The following is a 1,444-nucleotide window of genomic DNA, read 5'->3' on the forward strand; positions in this document are numbered from 1 at the left end:
TGGGCGCAAGACGCCACCGCGATGCACACCTACGCGGTCAACACCGCCGCGGCAGCACCCAAGCTGACCACTTTCACCCCCGCACCCCAAACCACCACCCCCACCGCTGCCGCCGCCACTCCGGGGCCACTGACTCAGCTAGCGAAACAGATCGCCTCCAACCCAACCATTAGCGGGTTGGCCACATTCGTCGGAGACGTGACTGTATATGAAGATATTCCGTTAGGCGCATTCGGGCCCGCGCAGATCGAGTTGATGTTTTTTACTCCGGCCGTCGTCGGCGCCGAAACGGCCGCACGAGGTTTCGCTGCATCGCTCACTACGGCTGGCGGCCCCGGTGCAGAACTAGCTTCGTCGGTATCCCCTGGCATCGATCCGGTTCCATCGACACCGCTCGGGGCATCTGCGCCCACCTCAGCAGATTGCTACAGATCAGAGGTGTCGGCGGGGCTGGGCCGCGCGACGCCGGTCGGCGGCTTGTCGGCGCCACCGGCATGGGGTTCGGCTCCCCAAAGGATTCGGCTTGCGGCGGCGGTATTGCCGACTACGGGTGTGGCGAATTTGCCGGAGGCTGGAATAGCTGCACCGGGCGGCATGCTCGGTGGGATTCCGCCGGTTGCCGGCATGGTCAATGCTCCAAGCAGTGGCCAGCGAGAATCGGGCGGTCAATCCAACGCCGAGGCGAATCCGCAGACCGCCCGGGCGACCGATGCTGGTGGTGCTGTCCAGCACCGTTCTATCCGGCCTTGCCCACCCGCTGGCCACGAGGCCACAGCGAGTGGGCGCGAAGAACTCCGAAGATTGCGTCAGATGCTATCGGACTTGGCAACGGAACGCGATGCGCTTGAGCGCTCGGCGGATTCGTTGCTCAGGCTAGCCGGTCTGGGACCGGTATCCGGACGGAGGTGATCATGCGACGTTACTGGCGAAATTGCTGGTCCCTAACCCGGCCGGAAATGGCAATCGTAGAGACAGGTGAGCGACGTTGATGATTGATTTTGCGGTGTTGCCGCCGGAGGTCAATTCGGCGCGGATGTATGCCGGGGCTGGTTCGGCGCCGATGTTGTCTGTTGCTAGCGCCTGGGATCGGTTGGCGGCGGCGCTGACATCGGCAGCGAATTCGTATCGGGCGGTGATCACCGAGTTGACCGACGGTTCCTGGCGGGGCGGTTCGGCGGCGGCGATGCTCGCCGCTGTTGAACCGTATTTGCGGTGGATGAACACCACTGCCGCACAGGCTGTTCAGACCGCGAATCAGGCCAGGGCCACGGTAGCGGCCTATGAGGAGGCTTTTGCCGGCACGGTTCCGCCGTCGGTGATCGCGGCCAACCGTGCCGCGCTGGCAACCCTGCTCAACACCAACGTCTTTGGGCAGAACACCGCAGCGATCGCGGCCAATCAAGCCGATTACAGCGAAATGTGGGCGCAAGACGCCACCGCGATG

The 1,444-nt window shown here is 64.1% G+C and carries 2 protein-coding genes; both read left to right on the forward strand.

Annotated elements, in window-relative coordinates; translation table 11 throughout:
- A partial coding sequence (locus tag ACOJVU_RS20240) for a PE/PPE C-terminal domain-containing protein (protein WP_421531413.1) occupies positions 1-909 on the forward strand: 909 nt, incomplete at its 5' end.
- A 79-nt stretch (positions 910-988) separates the two neighbouring features.
- The coding region (locus ACOJVU_RS20245; protein WP_421531414.1) for a PPE family protein at positions 989-1,444 on the forward strand (456 nt) is incomplete at its 3' end.

It is taken from the genome of Mycobacterium sp. THU-M104 (assembly GCF_049197365.1).
Classification (GTDB): domain Bacteria; phylum Actinomycetota; class Actinomycetes; order Mycobacteriales; family Mycobacteriaceae; genus Mycobacterium.